General features: G+C 39.6%; 19 protein-coding genes and 1 pseudogene. 8 read left to right on the top strand and 12 right to left on the bottom strand.

All coding sequences use genetic code 11. The features are described from left to right. Positions 1-78 precede the first annotated feature (78 nt). The 11 genes from ACFX4L_RS22620 to rpmH all read right to left on the bottom strand — a co-directional run bounded on the left by ACFX4L_RS22620 (position 79) and on the right by rpmH (position 10,477). Positions 79-780 (bottom strand): DUF554 domain-containing protein, encoded by a 702-nt coding sequence (locus ACFX4L_RS22620; RefSeq protein ID WP_377406262.1) that lies wholly within the window; start codon positions 778-780, stop codon positions 79-81. A 72-nt stretch (positions 781-852) separates the two neighbouring features. Then, positions 853-1,710 carry a ParB/RepB/Spo0J family partition protein gene (locus tag ACFX4L_RS22615; protein WP_061465916.1) on the bottom strand — a complete coding sequence of 286 codons (858 nt, stop codon included), beginning with the start codon at positions 1,708-1,710 and terminating at the stop codon, positions 853-855. After that, complete coding sequence (locus ACFX4L_RS22610) at positions 1,703-2,464, bottom strand: ParA family protein (protein WP_034316249.1); 762 nt, start codon at positions 2,462-2,464, stop codon at positions 1,703-1,705. The genes ACFX4L_RS22615 and ACFX4L_RS22610 overlap by 8 nt, the downstream gene beginning before the upstream one ends. Positions 2,465-2,728: 264 nt before the next feature. Beyond that, on the bottom strand, positions 2,729-3,589 hold the full coding sequence (noc, locus tag ACFX4L_RS22605; protein ID WP_061465917.1) for a nucleoid occlusion protein: 861 nt from the start codon (positions 3,587-3,589) through the stop codon (positions 2,729-2,731). A gap of 364 nt (positions 3,590-3,953) precedes the next feature. Further along, positions 3,954-4,670 carry a 16S rRNA (guanine(527)-N(7))-methyltransferase RsmG gene (rsmG, locus tag ACFX4L_RS22600; protein ID WP_284469107.1) on the bottom strand — a complete coding sequence of 239 codons (717 nt, stop codon included), beginning with the start codon at positions 4,668-4,670 and terminating at the stop codon, positions 3,954-3,956. A 30-nt stretch (positions 4,671-4,700) separates the two neighbouring features. Then, a complete protein-coding gene (gene mnmG, locus ACFX4L_RS22595; protein WP_377386710.1) occupies positions 4,701-6,587 on the bottom strand; it encodes a tRNA uridine-5-carboxymethylaminomethyl(34) synthesis enzyme MnmG in 1,887 nt (628 codons plus the stop codon). 21 nt (positions 6,588-6,608) lie between these two features. After that, on the bottom strand, positions 6,609-7,994 hold the full coding sequence (mnmE, locus tag ACFX4L_RS22590) for a tRNA uridine-5-carboxymethylaminomethyl(34) synthesis GTPase MnmE (RefSeq protein ID WP_377406259.1): 1,386 nt from the start codon (positions 7,992-7,994) through the stop codon (positions 6,609-6,611). 327 nt (positions 7,995-8,321) lie between these two features. Continuing rightward, positions 8,322-8,942: an RNA-binding cell elongation regulator Jag/EloR gene (gene jag, locus ACFX4L_RS22585; protein WP_061465921.1), complete on the bottom strand. Its 621-nt coding sequence runs from the start codon at positions 8,940-8,942 to the stop codon at positions 8,322-8,324. Beyond that, on the bottom strand, positions 8,939-9,727 hold the full coding sequence (gene spoIIIJ / locus ACFX4L_RS22580; protein ID WP_061465922.1) for a YidC family membrane integrase SpoIIIJ: 789 nt from the start codon (positions 9,725-9,727) through the stop codon (positions 8,939-8,941). The genes jag and spoIIIJ overlap by 4 nt, the downstream gene beginning before the upstream one ends. 178 nt (positions 9,728-9,905) lie before the next feature. Beyond that, positions 9,906-10,262, bottom strand: a complete 357-nt coding sequence (rnpA, locus tag ACFX4L_RS22575; RefSeq protein ID WP_061465923.1) for a ribonuclease P protein component — start codon at positions 10,260-10,262, stop codon at positions 9,906-9,908. 80 nt (positions 10,263-10,342) lie between these two features. Then, complete coding sequence (gene rpmH, locus ACFX4L_RS22570; protein WP_034316183.1) at positions 10,343-10,477, bottom strand: 50S ribosomal protein L34; 135 nt, start codon at positions 10,475-10,477, stop codon at positions 10,343-10,345. 944 nt (positions 10,478-11,421) lie between these two features. On the opposite strand from rpmH, the gene dnaA reads away from it, so the two are divergent. The 8 genes and pseudogenes from dnaA to ACFX4L_RS22530 form a co-directional block, all read left to right on the top strand. Further along, positions 11,422-12,771 (top strand): chromosomal replication initiator protein DnaA, encoded by a 1,350-nt coding sequence (dnaA, locus tag ACFX4L_RS22565; protein WP_061440297.1) that lies wholly within the window; start codon positions 11,422-11,424, stop codon positions 12,769-12,771. A gap of 192 nt (positions 12,772-12,963) precedes the next feature. After that, positions 12,964-14,100, top strand: coding sequence for a DNA polymerase III subunit beta (gene dnaN / locus ACFX4L_RS22560; protein WP_061440298.1), 1,137 nt, complete (start codon positions 12,964-12,966; stop codon positions 14,098-14,100). Positions 14,101-14,318: 218 nt separating this feature from the next. Continuing rightward, positions 14,319-14,531 (top strand): S4 domain-containing protein YaaA, encoded by a 213-nt coding sequence (yaaA, locus tag ACFX4L_RS22555; protein ID WP_061440299.1) that lies wholly within the window; start codon positions 14,319-14,321, stop codon positions 14,529-14,531. 21 nt (positions 14,532-14,552) lie between these two features. After that, the gene (gene recF, locus ACFX4L_RS22550; RefSeq protein ID WP_061440300.1) at positions 14,553-15,671 is read left to right on the top strand and encodes a DNA replication/repair protein RecF; all 1,119 of its coding nucleotides are present in this window, start codon (positions 14,553-14,555) and stop codon (positions 15,669-15,671) included. Between the two features lie 12 nt (positions 15,672-15,683). Beyond that, positions 15,684-15,947 carry an extracellular matrix regulator RemB gene (gene remB, locus ACFX4L_RS22545; protein ID WP_061440301.1) on the top strand — a complete coding sequence of 88 codons (264 nt, stop codon included), beginning with the start codon at positions 15,684-15,686 and terminating at the stop codon, positions 15,945-15,947. A 78-nt stretch (positions 15,948-16,025) separates the two neighbouring features. Continuing rightward, positions 16,026-17,951, top strand: a complete 1,926-nt coding sequence (gyrB, locus tag ACFX4L_RS22540; RefSeq protein WP_125160022.1) for a DNA topoisomerase (ATP-hydrolyzing) subunit B — start codon at positions 16,026-16,028, stop codon at positions 17,949-17,951. 97 nt (positions 17,952-18,048) lie between these two features. Next, complete coding sequence (gene gyrA, locus ACFX4L_RS22535; RefSeq protein ID WP_377386719.1) at positions 18,049-20,592, top strand: DNA gyrase subunit A; 2,544 nt, start codon at positions 18,049-18,051, stop codon at positions 20,590-20,592. 251 nt (positions 20,593-20,843) lie between these two features. Continuing rightward, positions 20,844-21,062 (top strand): annotated as a pseudogene (locus ACFX4L_RS22530) (HD domain-containing phosphohydrolase); the annotation flags it as partial. A gap of 30 nt (positions 21,063-21,092) precedes the next feature. Here the strand turns inward: ACFX4L_RS22530 and ACFX4L_RS22525 are convergent. After that, positions 21,093-21,396: hypothetical protein (locus tag ACFX4L_RS22525; RefSeq protein ID WP_377406257.1), on the bottom strand; the 304-nt coding region annotated here is incomplete at its 5' end.

Genomic DNA, 21,396 nt, shown 5'->3' with positions numbered 1-21,396 from the left:
GAGTCTCGCACTTCCGCTCCAATCAACCTTAAATAGTTTCGTTTTAAAAACAACAATCTTTACGAAAAGAGCCTTTATTTAAAAATAATACATGATTGTAACTAAAATGGCGGTGATAATTATGCCAGGAAGCAGATTAGCCACCCTTATTTTGGTGACACCGATAATATTCAAACCAATTGCTAAAATCATGACTCCCCCAGTTGCCGTCATTTCCAATATGAAGGAATCCATTAAAGCAGTTGGGATCAGCGTATTAATCTGTCTTGAAAAAATTGCTATCAGGCCCTCATAAAGAATGACCGGAAATGCCGAAAAAAGTACTCCTATGCCAAGCGTACTGGCGAGGACCAGTGCTGTAAATCCATCGATGATCGCTTTTGTTATCAAAACGTCATGATCATTCCGGATACCGCTATCCATGGCACCGATAATGGCCATCGCCCCAATGCCAAATATGAGCGTAGCCGTTACAAACCCCTGGGATATCGAAATTCCTTCTTTCGCTTTCATCCTGCGTTCAATCCAATTGCCTAAAGAATTAAGCCTAGCCTCAAGATTCATCCATTCCCCAAGGACAGCCCCTCCAACAATACTTAAAATGACAATAAGGAATTGATCACTTTTAAGCCCCATCTGCAAGCCTAAGACCATGACGGCTAAACCAATTCCACTCATGACCGTTTCTTTTATCTTTTCAGGTATATGTTGCAAAAACCTTCCCAAAATCGAACCGATTAAAATGCAGGCACCATTCACCAAAGCCCCTAATAATACCATCTCATTCACCTAATTTTCCACAGTAAAAAATAGATTAAACCTCTGTTGCCACTTTTTTTTCATAAAGGCGATCTAAGAGGAAATGTTCTCTTGATCGATCAAGTCCAAAATTCTCTCCAGATCTTCTTTTGAAAAGAATTCGATTTCTATTTTCCCTTTTTTCTTGCTTTGTTTTATCGTTACACTCGTTCCCAGTCTTTCACGCAGACTTGACTCGCGTTGCTTTATGAATATATCTTTTTTATCTTGTTTCTTAGGTTTGGTTTCACGTGAAACGGTATCATTCAATTGATGTATATATTGCTCCAGCTGTCTGACATTCATTCCTTCTTTGAGGATTTTATCCACTACTGGCTTAAGCATCTCTTTTTTCTTTAAACCCAGTAATGCTCGGCCATGCCCCATGGAAATTTCCCCTTCGGAGATATAACTCCTAATCCCTTCAGGCAAAGATAGCAATCTTACATAGTTCGCGATATGGGGTCGGCTTTTACCCAACCTATTGGCCAGCTGTTCCTGGGTGAAATTCAATTTTTCAAGAAGTGTCTGATAAGCGGCAGCTTCCTCAATTGGGTTTAAATCTTCCCGTTGCAGGTTTTCCAAAATCGCCAGTTCCATCATCTGCTGTTCATTCAATTCCCTCACAACAACCGGAACTGTCTTTAAACCAGCTTCCTTGGCAGCACGATAACGCCTCTCCCCAGCAACGATTTCATAGCCCTTAATACTTTTCCGGGCAATAATCGGCTGTAATATCCCATGTTCCATGATAGATTGCTTTAATTCTTCTATAGCTTCAAGTCGGAAGCTCTTTCGGGGCTGATAAGGATTTGGCCTTAATTCCCTTAATTTGATTTCGCGCACGATTTCATCTTTACTTATATCCCCAGTGAAAAGTGCGTTAAGTCCTTTGCCAAGTCCTTTAGCCATTTGATACCACTTCCTTTGCCAGTTCTAGATAGACCTCCGCTCCTCGTGACTTTGGATCATATATAATTATTGGTTCTCCATGGCTCGGTGCTTCACTCAAACGGACATTGCGAGGGATGATGGTTTGATAGACTTTATCCTGAAAGTATTTTTTGACCTCTTCTATAACCTGGAGACCTAAATTTGTCCTGGCATCCAACATCGTCAATAGCACACCCTCGATTTTCAAATCATGGTTCAAATGCTTTTGGACGAGACGGACCGTATTCAAGAGTTGACTCAGGCCCTCCAATGCATAATATTCACATTGTACAGGAATCAAAACTGCATCTGCTGCCGTTAATGCATTAAGCGTAAGCAAGCCCAATGATGGAGGACAGTCAATCACGATGTAATCATATTGACTTTGCACCTCTTCTAATGCCCTTTTTAATCGGACTTCCCTTGAGATGGTTGGAACAAGTTCAATTTCAGCACCTGCAAGTTGAATTGTCGCAGGTATAGCATATAAGTTTTCTACCTTTGTTTCCATGATGACGGTACTGGCTTCGACATCATCAACCAATACATCATAAATACATTGTTCCACATCCGCTTTATCAATACCTGCACCGCTTGTCGCATTTCCCTGCGGATCGATATCGACCATTAAGACTTTCTGTCCTATGTATGCAAGACAGGCACTTAGACTGACAGAAGTTGTCGTTTTTCCAACACCGCCTTTTTGATTGGCAATGGCGAGAATCTTACCCACGAATTCACCTGCTTTCAACTATCTTCATCACGCTATATCTATTAACTTTTACCGTAAATCCATTTATTTCTTTCTATTTTATCATGAATGTTACTGGAAGAAATCGTTTTCTGAAATTCCTCATAAAATTTGAAATTTATCTAAACAGCATGAAAAAACCGAGAAAAATTGAATCATTTTTAGGGTGTAAAATGCGAGTTTTTGGCAACAAAATAAAAAAAGCTTGGTAATCGTAGACTACCAAGCAGGGTTAAGGATAGGGAATCAAGTTTTTTTCTTAGGTATTTTAATCGTGAATTGATAATACTCCTCGAACTCTTCTTCCTCTGCATCCAGATTTATTCCATTGTCTGTAACCATACTGAGTGATTGGCGTATAGTATTCACGGCAATCCTCATGTCTTTACTAAACGCTTTTCGCTTAGGTTTCGGCTTCTGCACAGTACCCGTCAAGAGCTTGACGACCATCTCTTCGGTCTGCTTGACGTTTAACCCTTTTTCGATGATTTCCAAAAGCAGTTTGAGCTGCTTTTCAGGACTCTTTAACGGTATCAACGAGCGGGCATGGCGTTCCGTAATTTGCTTTTGAAGAAGAGCATCTTGAACTTCCTGGGGCAGCTTAAGCAACCGAAGCTTATTTGCCACGGTAGATTGTCCTATTCCCAGTCTTTGTGCCAGAGCTTCTTGGGTTAGACTATGCAGCTCCAATAGTTTGCCGTAAGCCAAAGCTTCTTCAATCGGTGTCAGTTCTTCTCGCTGAAGGTTTTCTATCAGCGCAACGGAAGCCGTTTCTGTATCGGTGAAATCTTTGATTATTGCAGGTGCCAATACCCAGCCAAGCTTTTGCATGGCTCGAAAACGACGCTCACCTGCAATGATTTCATATTTTCCCTGTCCATATGCCCTTACTACAATTGGCTGAATGATCCCATGTGTATGAATCGTTTGAGCCAATTCAGCAATTTTATCGTCATTAAAAACGGTCCTTGGTTGAAATCGATTAGGCACAATATCAGAAATGGAAATTTTTCTTATTTCTTCATTATTATTGCTAGGTGTCTCCATCTCTAGTTGCTGTTCTTCTTTTTCGCCAAACCCAAAGAACCGCGAAAAAGGATGCTTCATCTTCCTACACCACCTTTTAAAACTCCCAAATAACATATTCTCTATTTAAAGGACAAGTCCTGCATACATTTCCCGACATGGTTATACATATGGGTCTTCAATGTAAAAAACATGTCGACTGGCGTCATCAAGGCAAAAAAGAAGAATGAACGGCCAGTTTTTATAAATATTGGCCGGCTTGCCCAAGATTATTTCCCTGAAATCAAAAAGAAAAATCGCCGGCTTATAGCCCTGCTGGAAAAGAAGGAACACGTTTGACATTATACCAAAAAAAAACCTTCATGTTGGCTTATACAGTATTGAATGAACATAACAAGGTCATACGCTTATAGTAAATATGAAACCTGCCTCATCAGTATAAGGGTTATTCGATAGGCTGCTTATTCGGTGTCCCTGGTTTTCTTGGGTATTTTTTAGGAGTCTTCTTCACTTTTTTTACAGTAATGATGTTTCTTTCACTATTTTCCTCTGGCAATGTGAAAGGATGAATTTCTTCGATTTCTCCGCCTAATGTAAAAATGGCCTTCTTCCCTGTATCCATTTCATCTTGTGCACTAGCAGCTTTCATGGCAATGAACGTCCCATCTGGTTTAACAAGCGGCAAACATAGCTCACTTAAAACGGACATCCTGGCTACCGCTCTTGCCATTACAATATCATAGGATTCGCGATGCTCTGGTTTTTGAGCGAAGGTTTCCGCCCGGTCATGATAGAAGGAAACTCCCTTTAATTGCAAAGACTCAGCAAGGTGATTCAAAAAAGAGATTCGCTTATTCAAAGAATCCACAATCGATACGTGGATATCAGGGAAACAAATCTTCAATGGAATACTCGGAAATCCAGCTCCAGCCCCGACATCGCAAATTTGATAAGATTTGTTAAAGTCGAAATAGAAGGCTGCACTGATTGAATCATAAAAGTGCTTTAGATAAACTTCTTCTTTATTAGTGATGGCTGTTAAGTTCATCTTTTCGTTCCATTCAACCAATAATCGATAATAAGTGTCAAACTGATCAAGCTGGTGAGGAGAAAGCTCAATCCCTTTCTCCTGCAGTGCTTGTTGGAACTGTTCAATATTCATGTTTTCTTCAATCCTTTTCGGGTATTTCCATTACTTAGATACTCTGGCAATCTTACCTTGTTCCAAATAAACAAGCAAAATGGAAACATCAGCGGGATTCACACCGGAAATTCTTGAAGCCTGGGCTACTGATAGCGGGTGGACCTGCTTTAATTTTTGGCGTGCTTCCGTTGCTAGACCAGAAATTGCATCATAATCGATATTCTCTGGAATCTTTTTATTCTCCATTTTTTTCAGACGATCGACTTGCTGCAAGGATTTTTCAATATATCCTTCATACTTGATCTGAATTTCGACCTGTTCCGTCACATCATCGCTCAGTTCGACATCACTTGGAGCCAGCTTCTGAATATGGGAATAATCCATTTCAGGCCGCTTCAATAAATCAGAGGCACGGATTCCATCCTTCAGCTCACTGCCGCCACTTGCTGTAATGACCTCTTGTACCTCTTTGGTCGGTTTGATGAAGTTTGATTTTAGTCGTTCCTTTTCCATTTCAACCGCTTCTTTTTTCAAAAGGAAACGATTGTAGCGTTCTTCTTTGATCATTCCGATATTGAATCCGATTTCCGTTAAGCGTAAATCGGCATTATCATGACGCAATAATAAACGATATTCTGCACGTGAAGTCAGCAATCGGTATGGTTCATTCGTACCTTTCGTTACAAGGTCATCAATGAGCACACCAATATAGGCATCGGAACGGCTTAAAATCAGTTCTTCCTTACCTATTGCATTCAATCCGGCATTAATACCGGCCATAAGCCCTTGGCCAGCTGCTTCCTCATAACCGGACGTGCCGTTAATTTGTCCAGCAGTATACAGGTTTTTAACCTTTTTCGTTTCCAATGTAGGCCATAGCTGAGTAGGAACGATCGCATCATATTCGATTGCGTATCCCGCACGCATCATTTCCGCCTTCTCGAGCCCTGGGATCGTTTGAAGGATCTTCACTTGTACATCTTCAGGCAGACTAGTGGACAGCCCTTGAACATACACTTCCTTTGTATTGCGTCCTTCAGGTTCAAGGAAGATTTGGTGACGTGGTTTATCATTGAAACGAACGACCTTATCTTCTATCGATGGGCAATAACGAGGTCCCGTTCCCTTTATCATTCCGGAATACATTGGCGAACGGTGTAGATTCTCATCAATGAGCTGATGTGTCCCCTCATTCGTGTACGTTAGCCAGCATGGCAATTGATCAGTGATGAACTTTGTGGTTTCATAAGAAAATGCACGTGGCACTTCATCACCAGGCTGAATTTCCGTTTTGCTGTAATCTATGGAAGAACTATTGACTCTTGGTGGTGTTCCTGTTTTAAAACGGACCAAATCGAATCCTAACTGCTCTAGATGTTCTGAAAGCCTGATTGAAGGCTGCTGATTATTGGGACCGCTTGAATACTTCAATTCCCCTAAAATGATTTCACCGCGTAAATATGTTCCCGTCGTGATTACGACAGTTTTCGCACGATATACCGCACCTGTTTTTGTAATGACACCCGTACAAACGTCGTTTTCAACAATTAATTCCTCAACCATTCCTTGAATCAATGTCAAATTTTCTTGGTCTTCTATCGTCTTTTTCATTTCTTGCTGATAGAGAAATTTATCTGCCTGTGCCCGTAACGCACGAACAGCAGGACCTTTAGCCGTATTCAGCATCCTCATTTGGATATGGGTCTTGTCGATATTTTTTCCCATTTCACCGCCTAAAGCGTCAATTTCCCTAACAACTATCCCTTTTGCCGGCCCACCAACGGACGGATTGCATGGCATGAAGGCGACCATATCCAAGTTAATGGTGATCATCAACGTTTTAGCTCCGACTCTAGCAGCTGCAAGGCCTGCTTCACTACCAGCATGACCAGCACCAATAACAATGACATCATAGCTACCTGCTTCGTATTGCATATCCTTTTCCTCCTTTTACGCTTATTTTCCTAAACAAAATTGTGAGAACAATTGGTTGATCAAATTATCCTGAACGCTTTCACCAATGATTTCTCCAAGGAGCTCCCATGCTTTCGTGAAGTCAATTTGAACCAAATCAACTGGCGTACCCATTTCAATAGCTTCGATTGCGTCTTCGATTGATTGTAATGCCTGTCCTAGCAAGGCTATATGCCTGGCATTCGAAACATAGGTCAGGTCCCCCGTTTCTAAAGAACCCTCAAAAAATAAAGAAGCGATGGCTTCTTCCAATTCATCGACCCCTTGATCCTCAAGTAATGAAGTGGAAACGACTTTATGTGATGCCGCCTTTTCCTTAACCTTTGCCGAATCGATTTTCTGTGGAAGATCGGTTTTATTGATGATAACGATAACATCCATTCCCTCAACAGCCTGGAATAGTTTCTCATCTTCGGTTGTAAAATCATCGGAATAGTTCAATACAAGTAATATTAGATCTGCCTCTTTTAATACTGCACGGGACCGTTCAACTCCAATTCGTTCAACGATATCTTCCGTTTCGCGAATTCCTGCTGTATCCACAAGTTTAAGCGGTACACCGCGAACATTGACATACTCTTCAATTACGTCACGTGTTGTACCTGGGATATCAGTGACAATTGCTTTATTTTCATGAACCAAACTGTTAAGCAAAGAAGATTTCCCGACATTAGGGCGCCCTATGATAACCGTCGCAAGCCCATCTCGCAGGATTTTCCCTTGTTGGGCTGTGTGAAGCAGTTTCTCAATTTCAGTCTTCACATAACTACCTTTTTCCAAAAATAAACGATGTGTCATTTCTTCGACATCATCATATTCCGGATAATCTATGTTTACCTCGACTTGAGCGAGGGTCTGTAATATTTCTTGACGTAGGTTTTGGATTAATTTCGAAAGCCGGCCTTCCATTTGACCTAATGCCACATTCATGGCTTTATCCGTTTTAGCCCGGATTAAATCCATAACGGCCTCTGCTTGAGAAAGATCGATCCTGCCATTCAAAAAAGCCCGTTTCGTAAATTCACCTGGTTCTGCTAAACGAGCACCTTGTGAGAGAATAAGCTGTAATACCCGATTGACCGAAACGATTCCACCGTGACAATTTATTTCAACAACATCTTCTCTTGTAAATGTCTTTGGACCCTTCATGACCGAAACCATGACTTCCTCTATGATTTCACCAGTTTTAGGCTGGATAAGATGGCCATAATGAATCGTATGTGATTTCACTTCAAGCAATCCTTTTCCACCTGGTCCTTTAAAGATTCCATCGGCTATTTCTATGGCCTCATCACCGCTGATTCTAACAATGGCGATTGCCCCTTCCCCTAAGGGAGTAGAGATAGCGGTGATTGTATCGAATTCCATGCTTTCACCTCTTATATATTGATGTTTCTATTTTTTTCTGATAATAAAATCTCGAATCTCTAAATAACTACAATACCACAGTATATTCATGAAAAAAAGTAGATACTCCTTCCTTTCAAGAGTTATCCACACGCGTTGAATCCATATTCTATAACACTCATTTTAACTTATCCACATGTGAATAACAAATATCGCCCGCTTTACTGATCATGAGAATAAAAAAAGAATTATGTCAGTTATTGTTGAATTAATCTTTTATAAAAAAACATTCGACATACAACGATATCATGCCCTAAAAAAAAGAACCCCTGCTTAAAAGCAGAAGGTTCATTTGAGTGGACTAATGACTAAATGGCGATATGGTTCCGTCCCACTTGAAGTTGTTTTTATTTTTGGATAATGCAGGAGAGCATTATGGATGACTTTACGTTCATAGGATGGCATTGGCTCCAGTGAAACAGCTTTACCTGTTTTTAGAGCTTTATTTGCCATTCTTCCAGCCAATTGGATTAAAGTTTCATTGCGGCGATTTCGATAATCTTCTGCATCTACAGTAATATTCAAGAACTGCTTCGAATATCGATTTGCAACCAGCTGCGCTAAATACTGAAGGGAATTTAGTGTTTGACCCCTTTTTCCAATTAATAATGCAATTTTATCACCTGATAAATGAAATGTTACGTTCTTACCTTTACGATGGACATCAATTTTTGCATTGACTCCCATTTCCACGCTGACATTCTTCAAAAATTTAAGTGTCTCTTCAATGGGATCGGGAGGCAATGTCACATGGACAATTGCCTTCCTTGCACCAAATAAACCAAAAAATCCTTTTTTGCCTTCATCTTCTATTTCAATCTCCACGCGATCTTTAGTGCTGTTCAGTTGAGCTAAAGCTAAATTTACTGCTTCTTCGACAGATTGTCCTGTAGCAGTTACTTTTTTCACTTTTTCTTTGCCCCTCCCGCGTTTTCCGCAGCTGCTTTTCTAAGATCCGGACCTTTAATGAAATATGTCTGAACGATACCAAAAAGGTTACCTACTACCCAGTAAAGAGAAAGAGCAGCGGGAAATTTAATAGCAAAAACAACAATCATTATTGGCATGATGTAAAGCATCATCGTCATTTGTGCCGCCATTTGTGGATTGGAGTTCATTCCAGCCATCGACATCTTTTGCTGGATAAAAGTCGTAATACCTGCAACAACCGGTAAAATATAATAAGGATCCGGGGAACCTAAATCAAACCAAAGAAAGCTATGTAAAGAAATTTCTTTCGTACGGCTGATGGCATGGTAAAATCCGATCAAAATCGGCATTTGGACCACTATAGGCAAACATCCCGCCAATGGATTCACATTATATTTTGAAAATAAAGCCATTGTTTCTTGCTGTAGTTTTTGTTGTGTGGCAGCATCTTTTGAGCTGTATTTTGCTTGAAGTTCTTTCATCTCAGGCTGAATGGCCTGCATAGCTTTCGAGCTTTTCACCTGTTTGATCATTAGTGGAAGTAATGCTAAGCGAATGATTAATGTAACACCGATGAGTCCCAAACCATAGTTCTCGCCAAATGCTTCAGAAAGCCAAATGATCAGGGCTGATAATGGATAGACAATGTATGAATTCCAAAAACCTTCACTTTCCGCAGTAATAGGTTCTTTAATTTCCGTACACCCTGCTAACAACATCATTATCGAGGCTAGTCCAATAATGAGTAATATTCGTTTTTTCAACCGTAATTTCCTCCTATCTGCAATCAATCTTTTTTGAAACAATTGTGAACTGTTCATTAGCGGCTTTCAAGGAAAAGTATTCCACCATTTTCACAGTTCCAATAGGAATTTTCTATGTCATCTTTTTCAAGTTACTACATGATCCGAGGAGTGCTTAGTATTCGGTATAAAGGGGACTTTATTGTTTTTTCATTTTAAAGTTTAGTGATTTAGAACGTTTCAGGACATGGATCAAGCTGCTTTTCACCTGGAAAAAGTCCATCTCCGCCGCTGGTTTTCGAGCAATCACAATATAATCCTTACCCACTTCTATATCTTCTTTCAATTCCAAAAACGCTTGCCTTATGTATCTTTTAATTTGGTTCCTTACAACGGCATTCCCGATTTTTTTACTGACAGAAAGGCCGATCCGAAAATAATCCTGACCTGGCTTTTCAAGGACATAGACAACAAATTGCCGATTAGCAGAAGATTCACCTTTTTTAAACACAAGCTGAAATTCGTCCTCTTTCTTAATCCTTAACTTTTTTTTCATTTTTACACCTTCATTACATGAATTGAGTCTCAGTAAATCCCTTATTTTGCGAAAAAAGACCACTGAGACTTTTCAGTGGTCTATGCAGATAATACTTTTCTGCCCTTACGGCGACGTGCAGCGATTACTCTACGTCCGTTTTTCGTGCTCATACGTGCACGGAAACCGTGAACTTTACTATGTTTGCGGTTATTCGGTTGATAAGTTCTTTTCATTATATGACACCTCCCTGAGGAATAACAGTTAAAGACAGTCTTTACAATTATATAGATGGAGGTTTCTACTTGTCAACCTCATCCATAAAAATATTTCTTTTTAATGCTCAATGTCCAGTAGGCCTTTTTTTACTACCTAGCCTATTGTAAATGATTTTGCTCCGAACTGATATAGAAATTTTTGGGGAGAGGGGAATTTCCATCAATTTTTCCATGAACACATATATTAAATTCCCAAGGTATTTTCCTGATCGACATGGCATTCGACAAATAATTTAAGAATTAACCTAAATCATCTTTTAATGTTCCATTCGGTTTTTTCGCGGTTTTCCGGGGAGAACAACTTGATTCATCCAAAATAAATCAAATTAATCCGAGCCTATAATTATGGTCTGTGGATAAAATTCGACATGTTTTTTTCTATCCACAACCCTTTTCATAGACTTTTGCACATAACAATTGCCTGTGGAAAAGTTTTTCCCACAGGCTCGGTAAGTTGTGGATAAAGTTTTCTAACCCATTGCAAGACGCCTGAATTTCTGATATTATATTTGTGTTTTCACTCTGAATAACTTTATCAACAGGTATCAGTTATCCACAGACTGTGTATAACATGTGGATAGTTTATTCGACCTGTGTATATTAATATGTCCACAGATGGTGGATATTGTCGAAAACCCTTTTTCTTTCTTATTATATATTTTTCAAAATACCTGTTGATGAATAAAAATCCAAACCTACACCTGGTTACCAGATGTAGTCTGTACAAAGGTTGTACAGCGCTAGATATAGTTATAGGGAATTAACATTACAACACACAAATCCCTTACAGCTCACCGAACCTTTGCTGTCAAAATTTATATAAAGACGGCAATCGATGAGTTTATTTGTGCCTATACATTTAAGATTCTATTAATAAAATATTTTGCAAAGGAGGGATAAGTTTGGATAACATCGATAGCCTCTGGAACCAGGCGCTCGGAAAAATCGAAAAAAAAATCAGTAAACCAAGCTTTGAAACTTGGCTTAAATCAACCAAGGCTTATTTACTGCAAGGTGATACATTAACAGTCACCGCCCCCAATGAATTTGCCAGGGATTGGCTTGAAGAACGCTATTCCCATCTTATTTCTGATGTATTGTTTGAACTTACCGGTGAGGAATTGGAAGCAAAATTCATCATTCCCCCAAATCAAGAAGATGATGATTTTACCGTTCCTGTTCAACCTAAAAAGATAAAAAAACAGGATAAAGACCATGCTGCATTTCCACAGCATATGCTGAATGCGAAAAACACCTTCGATACATTTGTCATCGGCTCCGGCAATCGTTTTGCCCATGCCGCGTCTCTCGCTGTCGCAGAAGCACCTGCCAAAGCCTATAATCCATTATTTATATACGGAGGCGTAGGCCTAGGGAAAACCCATTTAATGCATGCAATCGGGCATTATGTTCTTGAGCATAATCCTAATGCTAAGGTCGTTTATTTATCATCTGAAAAATTCACGAATGAATTCATCAACTCAATCCGGGATAATAAAGCAGGGGAATTCCGTGATAGATACCGAAGCGTAGATGTTTTATTAATTGATGATATTCAATTTCTTGCAGGAAAAGAACAAACCCAAGAAGAGTTTTTTCATACATTCAATGCGTTGCATGAAGAAAGCAAACAGATCGTCATCTCGAGTGACCGTCCACCAAAAGAGATCCCTACACTTGAGGATCGCCTCCGCTCCAGGTTTGAGTGGGGTTTGATCACGGATATCACACCTCCTGATCTAGAAACGCGGATTGCTATATTGCGTAAAAAGGCAAAAGCTGAGGGTCTTGATATCCCGAATGAAGTCATGCTCTATATTGCCAACCAAATCGATTCCAATATTCGTGAGCTTGAGGGTGCACTCATTCGTGTTGTCGCTTATTCTTCATTAATTAATAAGGATATTAATGCCGATTTAGCAGCCGAAGCATTAAAAGACATCATCCCAAGCTCCAAACCTAAAATAATCACCATCTTAGAAATCCAAAAAACAGTTGGTGAGCATTATAGTGTGAAATTGGAGGATTTCAAGGCGAAAAAACGGACTAAATCCGTAGCCTTTCCAAGACAGATTGCCATGTATCTTTCCAGGGAGTTAACGGATTCATCCCTGCCTAAGATTGGAGATGAATTCGGAGGTCGCGATCATACGACCGTCATCCATGCGCATGAAAAAATTTCTAAACTCATGCAAACCGACACCCAGCTACAACGTCAGGTTAAGGAAATCCAGGATCAGCTGAGGGTATAATCAATTCTGGATAATGTGTATAACTGACGACTACTTACACACAGTCTGTCCACAAGTGGATAGACTGTTTTTCCTTAGGTTAATTGGACTTATCCACATATCAACAGGCCCTACTACTATTACTACTATCTTTTTTAATAAAAATTATTAATAAATATGCCTATTTGGCAATAATAAATTGGAGGATGAAACATGAGATTTATAATCCAAAGAGATCGATTAGTTCATAGTGTCCAAGAAGTAATGAAGGCAGTCACATCAAGAACGACGATTCCAATTCTAACGGGGATAAAAATAAGCGTTACTAGTGAGGGTGTCACTTTAACAGGAAGTGATTCAGATATCTCCATTCAATCATTCATTCCAGCTGAAGTTGACGGCGATGAGATTGTTGAAGTGAAAAGTAGCGGCGGTATTGTCCTGAATGCCCGTTTTTTCAGTGAAATTGTCAAAAAGCTGCCGATGGATACTGTAGAAATTGAAGTGGAAAACAACTTTCAAACGATTATCCGCTCAGGTAAAGCCGAATTTAATTTAAATGGACTGGATCCGGAGGAATATCCACATCTTCCAATCATTGAAGAAGAAAATATTTTCAAACTTCCGACGGACCTTTTAAAGACCCTTATTCGCCAAACGGGTTTTGCAGTGTCCACGTCAGAAACACGCCCCATCTTAACAGGTGTAAACTTAAAGGTTCAAGATGATGAATTGACCTGTATTGCAACAGACAGTCATAGGCTGGCAATGAGAACGGCCAAAATAGAAAATAAAATTACAGGGACCTATAGCGTTGTAATCCCAGGTAAAAGCCTGAATGAGTTGAGTAAAATCCTTGATGATACTAACGAACTCATTGAAATCGTCATTACCGAAAACCAAGTACTTTTCAAAGCTGAAAATTTATTATTCTTCTCTAGATTGCTTGAAGGGAACTATCCCGATACTTCACGATTGATTCCATCGGATAGCAAAACGGATGTGACTGTTCATACAAAGGATTTTCTCCAAGCTATTGACAGGGCATCTTTACTTGCAAGGGAAGGAAGAAATAATGTCGTCAAATTGACAACCCTTGAAGGACGGATAATCGAAGTCTCTTCCAATACACCTGAAATTGGTAAAGTAATCGAGGAGGTTCAGGCAGAAGCCATTGAAGGTGAAGATCTGAAAATCTCATTCAGTGCCAAATTTGTAATGGATGCTTTAAAGGCATTGGAAGGTTCCGATATCAAAATTAATTTCACCGGTGCAATGCGTCCATTTGTCATTCGTCCACTACATGATGATTCCATGCTCCAATTAATCCTTCCGGTAAGGACTTATTAATCTAAAATAATATTTCAAAAAAATTAAAGGCTTGTTAAGCAGGTCTTTAATTTTTTTATATTTAAACATAGGTTCCAAAAGGTTTTTTAACATTTTTCTAATACTGAACGGAACTCAAGACTGCTAAAAATAAGAGCTGAAAAAGCTATACTTTGTCTTAATGGCATTTATTTAGTAAAATGAAATATTAAAGACTACTTAGAAATGAGTGAGGCATAATGGACTCCATAAAAATAAGCACAGAATATATTACGCTTGGACAATTCTTGAAATTGGCTGATTTGATCCAAAGCGGAGGAATGTCGAAATGGTTCTTAAGTGAATACGAGGTTTACATTAATGGCGAACTAGACGTGAGAAGAGGCAGGAAATTAAGATCAGGTGATAAAATAGAGATTCCTGGATTTGGCGTCTACACAATTACAAGCTAAAACATAAGGGAAGAGCGGAATATGTATATTGAAAATATAAGTTTGAGAAATTACCGCAACTATACCGAACTGAATCTGGCTTTTGAAAATAAAGTCAATGTAATCCTCGGCGAAAATGCTCAAGGAAAAACAAATGTCATGGAATCTATTTTCGTTTTAGCAATGGCAAAATCCCATCGGACCTCAAATGATAAAGAACTTATTCGCTGGGATGAAGAGTATGCTAAAATAGAAGGTAGAGTTAGAAAGAGAAATACCTCAATACCACTTGAGCTGACCATTTCAAAAAAAGGGAAAAAGGCGAAGTGCAACCATATTGAACAAAGAAAGTTGAGTCAATATGTCGGAAATATGAATGTGGTCATGTTTGCGCCTGAGGATCTTAACCTTGTCAAGGGAAGTCCTCTAGTCAGACGCCGTTTTATAGATATGGAAATTGGCCAGGTTTCTCCCGTATACCTTCATGATATGAGCCAATATCATAAAATACTTCAACAAAGAAATCATTACTTAAAGCTTCTGCAGACCCGGAAACAAACGGATACGACGATGCTTGACGTGCTGACTGATCAATTTATTCAGTATGCAGCGAAAATTGTCGAAAGAAGATACGAGTTTCTTTTAAAGCTCCAGCAATGGGCAGAGCCGATTCATTCGGGGATCTCCAGAAATCTAGAAGTATTGAAAATCCAATATAAACCGTCGCTTGATGTATCAGAATCTATGGATTTGACGAAAATGATAGAAGTATACACAGAAAAATTTGATAAAATAAAAACAAGGGAAATTGAACGGGGTGTAACACTGGTAGGTCCTCATCGTGACGACCTGGTTTTTTTTGTAAATGACCGTGATGTCCAGACTTATGGTTCACAAGGACAACAACGTACAACTGCCCTGTCCTTGAAACTTGCCGAAATTGAGCTGATCCATGAAGAAATAGGCGAGTATCCCATTTTATTATTGGATGATGTGTTATCGGAACTTGACGATTTCCGTCAATCTCATTTACTGAATACGATACAAGGGAAAGTGCAAACATTTGTGACGACACCCTCCGTTGATGGAATCGATCATCAAACCCTAAGAGAAGCGTCCACCTTTTATGTTAGTCAAGGAAGTATTAAAAAGGTTAAATGATGAGGTGAATGTATGTATCTCCATATTGGTGAAGACATTCTTGTGAAAACGGACGATGTCATAGCCATTTTAGATAAGAAGCTGCTCCAGGCCTCTCCAATCATGAGTGAATTTTTGGAGAAAAAGTCTGATGTAACTTACCATTTAGAAAAAAACTCGGTTAAATCGATTGTAGTGACGGATAAACAGGTCTATTATTCACCGCTTGCGTCGTCCACTTTGAAAAAGCGTTCACTGCAGCCATCGCTCTTAATCGATGATATAGATATTCTTTGAATTGTAGCTATAACGTTATAATCACTCCTGAAAAATTTGATAAATGCCAAAAGAAAAGTGTAGGTGATACGAATGACAATGGAACAAAAAGAAGTACAAGCTCAGGCATACGATGAGAATCAGATACAGGTTTTAGAAGGCTTAGAAGCAGTTCGTAAACGTCCGGGGATGTATATCGGTACTACCTCTGCAAAAGGACTTCACCATCTTGTTTGGGAAATTGTCGATAATAGTATTGATGAGGCACTAGCTGGTTTCTGTACTGAAATCAAAGTGACGATCGAAGAAGACAATAGCATAACCGTAGTCGATAATGGACGGGGTATTCCAGTCGGTATCCATGAAAAAATGGGACGGCCAGCTGTGGAGGTTATCATGACGGTCCTTCATGCGGGCGGTAAATTTGGCGGCGGAGGTTATAAGGTCTCCGGTGGTCTGCATGGTGTGGGAGCTTCAGTAGTTAATGCCTTATCCACGGTATTGGAAGTTTACGTTCATCGTGAAGGTAAAATCCATTATCAGCAATTTAACCGAGGGGTCCCTAGAGAAGATTTGAAAATCATCGGGGAAACAGATCATACCGGCACGACTGTTCACTTCATTCCTGATGGTGAAATCTTCACGGAATCCTTGGAATATGATTTTGATACATTAGCCACACGTATCCGTGAGCTTGCGTTCCTGAATAAAGGCTTGAAATTAATCATTGAAGATAAACGTGGAGAAGAAGAGAAAATCAGGGAATACCACTATGAGGGTGGTATCAAGTCTTATGTCGAGCATTTGAACCGCTCAAAAGAGGTTTTGCATGAGGAACCGATATTCATGGAAGGCGAAAAGGATGGAATCTCCGTTGAATTAGCCTTGCAATATAATGACAGCTACATCAGTAATGTCTTTTCTTTTGCCAATAATATTCATACCTATGAAGGCGGTACACATGAATCAGGATTCAAGACCGCTTTAACCCGTGTCATCAATGATTATGCACGGAAAAATGGCCTTTTAAAAGAAGCTGATTCCAATTTCTCCGGTGAAGATGTCCGGGAAGGTCTAACGGCAATCATTTCGATTAAGCATCCTGAACCGCAATTTGAAGGACAGACAAAAACCAAACTGGGAAATTCTGAAGTAAGGACGGTTACTGATTCCATTCTTTCGGAAAGGCTTGATTCCTTCTTATACGAAAATCCTGCTGTGGCCAGAAAAATTATAGATAAAGGTCTGATGGCAGCAAGAGCACGTATGGCAGCCAAGAAGGCCCGTGAATTGACACGAAGGAAAAGTGCTTTGGAAGTATCCAATCTACCGGGGAAATTGGCGGATTGTTCATCTAAAGACCCGGCTATCAGTGAATTGTACATCGTTGAAGGAAACTCGGCGGGAGGCTCGGCTAAACAGGGACGGGACCGTCATTTCCAAGCTATTTTACCGTTAAGAGGTAAAATCCTGAATGTTGAAAAAGCGCGATTGGACAGAATCCTGCATAATGAAGAAATAGGCACGATCATCACAGCACTTGGAACAGGCATTGGTGATGAATTCAATATTGAAAAGGCCAGATACCATAAAATTGTTATCATGACCGATGCGGATGTAGATGGTGCCCATATCAGAACGCTGATGTTGACATTTTTCTACCGTTATATGAGAAAAATTATCGAGTATGGATATATATATATTGCTCAGCCGCCACTTTTCAAAATTCAGCAAGGGAAAAAAGTGGATTATGCCTATAATGATCGCCAGCTTGAAGAAATCATGGCTAGTATGCCAAGTACTCCAAAGCCTAACCTGCAGCGCTATAAAGGGCTGGGGGAAATGAATCCAGAGCAATTATGGGAAACGACAATGAACCCTGATACGAGAACGCTCCTTCAAGTCAGTTTGAAAGATGCTGCCGAGGCAGATGAGACTTTCGAAATGTTGATGGGCGACAAGGTAGAACCGCGACGTAACTTCATTGAAGAAAATGCAATTTATGTAAAAAATCTCGATATCTGATTTTTTGACAGGATGCTTTTTACATCCTGTTCTTTACATAGTGCACGTACAGTTAAAACTAAATGAGAGTATAAGCTTTTTATAGGAGGTTGGCTCCATGTCAGAAAATGAAAGATCAGGTGTAAAAGAAATAAATATAAGTACCGAGATGCGGACATCTTTTTTGGATTACGCGATGAGCGTAATCGTATCTCGGGCTTTGCCTGATGTAAGGGACGGTTTAAAACCGGTACACCGAAGAATTCTCTATGCAATGAATGATCTTGGAATGACTTCGGATAAACCATTTAAAAAATCAGCCCGTATTGTAGGGGAAGTAATCGGTAAATATCACCCGCATGGTGATTCTGCCGTATATGAAACGATGGTACGGATGGCGCAGCCGTTTAACTATCGCTATATGCTTGTCGATGGTCACGGGAATTTCGGTTCGGTCGATGGAGACCAAGCTGCCGCAATGAGGTATACAGAAGCAAGAATGTCGAAGATTTCGATGGAATTACTTCGCGATTTAAATAAAGATACGGTTAATTTCCAGGATAACTACGATGGTTCAGAAAGAGAACCAGCCGTTATGCCAGCCCGTTTCCCGAACTTGTTAGTGAATGGTTCATCAGGTATAGCAGTAGGGATGGCAACCAATATTCCACCACATCAACTAGGTGAAGTAATTGACGGCGTATTGGCTTTGAGCAAGAATCCTGAAATTACAATTCCAGAGTTGATGGAATATATCCCTGGTCCGGATTTCCCGACAGCCGGTTTAATTTTAGGACGAAGCGGAATTAGGAAGGCCTATGAAACTGGAAAAGGGTCAATCATCCAACGGGCGAGAGTCGAGATTGAAGAAAAGCCCAATGGTAAACAGGTAATCCTTGTTAAAGAAATCCCTTATCAAGTAAATAAAGCAAGATTGATTGAAAAAATTGCAGAACTTGCTCGAGATAAGAAAATCGAAGGCATTACTGATTTACGGGATGAATCGGATCGCAATGGCATGCGTATTGTCATGGAGCTTCGAAAGGATGTTAATGCAAATGTCCTTTTAAACAATCTTTATAAGCATACCGCGATGCAGACCACCTTCGGAATCAATCTGCTTGCTTTGGTGGACGGGCAGCCTAAGGTGCTGAATTTAAAACAATGCCTGCACTACTACTTAGAGCACCAACAGGTGGTCATTAGGCGCAGGACGGAATTTGAATTACGGAAAGCGGAAGCCCGAGCCCATATTTTAGAAGGTTTGCGTATTGCACTTGATAATTTGGATGCGGTCATTTCGTTAATCCGTGGTTCCCAAACGACAGAAATTGCCCGTGAAGGCTTAATGACACAATTTTCACTTTCCGAAAAACAGGCGCAGGCTATCCTGGATATGCGTTTACAGCGTTTGACTGGTCTGGAACGTGAAAAAATTGAAGATGAATACCAGGCATTAATGGCTATAATTGCAGAATATAAAGCCATTCTTGCTGATGAGGAAAAGGTTCTTGAAATTATTCGTGAAGAGCTTCTTGAAATTAAAGAACGCTTTAATGATATACGGAGAACCGAAATCACATTAGCCGGCTTTGAAAGCCTGGAAGATGAGGATTTAATCCCAGAGGAAAATATAATCGTGACACTTACCCATAACGGTTACATTAAACGCTTGCCTGCAACCACGTACCGAAGTCAAAAACGCGGGGGTCGTGGAATACAGGGCATGGGAACGAATACAGATGACTTTGTCGGTCACTTGTTAACCACTTCGACTCATGACACTCTATTATTCTTCACTAACAAAGGTAAAGTATATCGTTCCAAAGGATATGAAATACCAGAGTATGGTAGGACGGCAAAAGGATTGCCACTTATCAACTTGTTGGAAGTCGATAAAGGCGAGTGGGTCAATGCAATCATACCGGTGAAGGAATTTGCCGATGATTGGTATTTATTCTTCACGACCAGACATGGGATATCAAAGCGTACTCCTTTGTCGTCTTTTGCAAATATCCGTAATAACGGTTTAATTGCTCTAGGTTTGCGTGAAGATGATGAATTGATTTCAGTGCGTCTTACGAATGGAGACAAACAGATCATAATTGGAACGAAAGCCGGGATGATGATTCGTTTCCCTGAGACGGATGTACGGACAATGGGACGTACTGCAGCGGGAGTGAAAGGGATTTCCTTAAGGTCGAACGATGAAGTGGTCGGTATGGAAATTCTTGAAGATGATGAAGAGGTCCTGATCGTTACGAAAAACGGTTATGGAAAACGGACTTCTGCGGAAGAATACCGGATTCAAAGCCGTGGTGGCAAAGGGATCAAAACATGTAATGTCACTGAGAAAAATGGTGAACTTATAGCTGTTAAAACAGTTACAGGTATAGATGAGGATTTAATGCTGATTACAGCAGCTGGTGTATTGATCCGAATGGAAGTCGAAGGCATTTCTAAAACGGGCCGTAATACACAGGGTGTTAAACTCATCCGACTTGAATCAGCAGACAATGAATATGTTTCGACGGTAGCCATCGTTGGAAGAGAAGAAGAAGAAGAAGAAATAGATGCGGAACAGGGCCCAACAATAGATACGGATTCTGAACCTACTCTAATCGAAGAAAATGAAGAAACTGAAAAGGATACGGAAGAATAACTCTTCCATAACCAAGAGACCCAGGCAATCTAAGCTGGGTCTTTTTTTATTTGCGTATTAGCTGATTTTTCAAAATGTTAATATCAAGTGTTTGAATATGAGTGAAAGACTTAAGGTTTTGGAGTATCAAAGATTAAAACGGCTAATAAAATAAATTGAATTTAATCACCATGTTTTTCAAGTAGTATGATACTCATCAAAACTATAGAAGTGAAACATTTTGCTAGTGACCAAGATTATTAAATAAAACGGAAAGTCTAACTGCCGAGGATCATGAGGAGATTCACAATCATCCTATTTTTAGCTATAAAATGATAAAAGATAGTTCCATCATTAATGATAGTGTGAAGGTAGCCGTTCTAGAGCAACACAGAAGGTTAGATGGAACGGGTTATCCCGAAAGGTGGAAAACAAAGTTCATGAACTTATTTTTAAAATTATTGTTGTTGCAGAAGTCTTTCACGCCATGAATTCCAAAAAGGATATATAGAAGAAATACTTTAATGATAAGAAAAAAGTTTACTCTTAAAAAGATAAGCTTCTAGGGGGATGACCAATTTTTTATTATCAAGGGATTCATATATTTTATTTATTTTAAAATAACTCTTGCTTTTATTTCTGATACTGGATATAATAACTAAGTCGACATCGAAAGAAAAAAAGTTGTTGACAAAAAATAATATAGTTGATATATTATTAAAGTCGTTTCTAAGCGAATGATAAAGAAATTGCTCTTTGAAAACTGAACAAAACAAAGCGCCAACGTTAAATTTTAAGTGAGCACACACTATTAAAAAAGCAAAA

Source organism: Peribacillus sp. YIM B13482, assembly GCF_042787975.1.
Classification (GTDB): Bacteria; Bacillota; Bacilli; order Bacillales; family DSM-1321; genus Peribacillus; species Peribacillus simplex_A.
This window is presented reverse-complemented; position numbering and strand designations above follow the sequence as displayed.

Bases quoted from the DNA above. Each gene is read 5' to 3' on its own strand.
- ACFX4L_RS22620 (WP_377406262.1), bottom strand. From the start codon at position 780: ATGGTATTATTAGGGGCTTTGGTGAATGGTGCCTGCATTTTAATCGGT.
- ACFX4L_RS22615 (WP_061465916.1), bottom strand. From the start codon at position 1,710: ATGGCTAAAGGACTTGGCAAAGGACTTAACGCACTTTTCACTGGGGAT.
- noc (WP_061465917.1), bottom strand. From the start codon at position 3,589: ATGAAGCATCCTTTTTCGCGGTTCTTTGGGTTTGGCGAAAAAGAAGAA.
- rsmG (WP_284469107.1), bottom strand. From the start codon at position 4,670: ATGAATATTGAACAGTTCCAACAAGCACTGCAGGAGAAAGGGATTGAG.
- mnmG (WP_377386710.1), bottom strand. From the start codon at position 6,587: ATGCAATACGAAGCAGGTAGCTATGATGTCATTGTTATTGGTGCTGGT.
- mnmE (WP_377406259.1), bottom strand. From the start codon at position 7,994: ATGGAATTCGATACAATCACCGCTATCTCTACTCCCTTAGGGGAAGGG.
- rnpA (WP_061465923.1), bottom strand. From the start codon at position 10,262: ATGAAAAAAAAGTTAAGGATTAAGAAAGAGGACGAATTTCAGCTTGTG.
- rpmH (WP_034316183.1), bottom strand. From the start codon at position 10,477: ATGAAAAGAACTTATCAACCGAATAACCGCAAACATAGTAAAGTTCAC.
- dnaN (WP_061440298.1), top strand. From the start codon at position 12,964: ATGAGATTTATAATCCAAAGAGATCGATTAGTTCATAGTGTCCAAGAA.
- yaaA (WP_061440299.1), top strand. From the start codon at position 14,319: ATGGACTCCATAAAAATAAGCACAGAATATATTACGCTTGGACAATTC.
- recF (WP_061440300.1), top strand. From the start codon at position 14,553: ATGTATATTGAAAATATAAGTTTGAGAAATTACCGCAACTATACCGAA.
- remB (WP_061440301.1), top strand. From the start codon at position 15,684: ATGTATCTCCATATTGGTGAAGACATTCTTGTGAAAACGGACGATGTC.
- gyrB (WP_125160022.1), top strand. From the start codon at position 16,026: ATGGAACAAAAAGAAGTACAAGCTCAGGCATACGATGAGAATCAGATA.
- gyrA (WP_377386719.1), top strand. From the start codon at position 18,049: ATGTCAGAAAATGAAAGATCAGGTGTAAAAGAAATAAATATAAGTACC.